Annotated in this window: 1 protein-coding gene; it reads right to left on the bottom strand. The window is 36.6% G+C overall.

All coding sequences use genetic code 11. The features are described from left to right. Positions 1–186: 186 nt before the first annotated feature. Positions 187–480, bottom strand: a complete 294-nt coding sequence (locus ACEYW6_RS36545; protein WP_412983660.1) for a hypothetical protein — start codon at positions 478–480, stop codon at positions 187–189. Positions 481–584 lie beyond the last annotated feature (104 nt).

Below are 584 nucleotides of genomic sequence, written 5' to 3'. Positions count from 1 at the left end.
AAAATCTGGCTAGCGTGTCACTAGAATGCTTCTCAATCTTGGTACTGAGGTGAATTGTTGAAAATGTTTACAAATCTAAGTGAACTAACTGTCCTTAAAAAGCCGCCATAACCGGACAGTTTCCCATAACAGTAGTTATCAATGTTTCAGGTTTAGTGTTGGCTTTCCTATCGTCATCTGATCTGACTATAGTAATATTTTTCTCAGCCTCCAAACTATAAAACCAACGATGAATGCGAACGCAAGGCTAAAACTGAAAGGGTAATCACAAAAGTAAGGAATTTTAGGAAAAATATCCTTTCTGCTTCCTTGAATACAAAAATCTTTTGCAGGAGATTGTAGCAGAGATACTGTTGCTATAGCCGAACCAGCAACTGCTACTAGCTCTTGAAAATTGCGATCGCGTTCTGCTTTCTCTATTTCTATACGACTGCGAATAGCATTAATTGTATATTCTAAAAGTTGCAGCCCAAGCTGCATATTCTCGATATCTTTGATAGTTTGAGGTCATCCGTGAGAGGTTAAGATAAAGTGCATTTTGTCAACCAGTTAAAATACTCAAAATAGTCTTATTGAAAATGATA

The organism is Nostoc sp. UIC 10607 (assembly GCF_047228265.1).
Lineage (GTDB): Bacteria > Cyanobacteriota > Cyanobacteriia > Cyanobacteriales > Nostocaceae > Nostoc > Nostoc foliaceum_A.
This window is presented reverse-complemented; position numbering and strand designations above follow the sequence as displayed.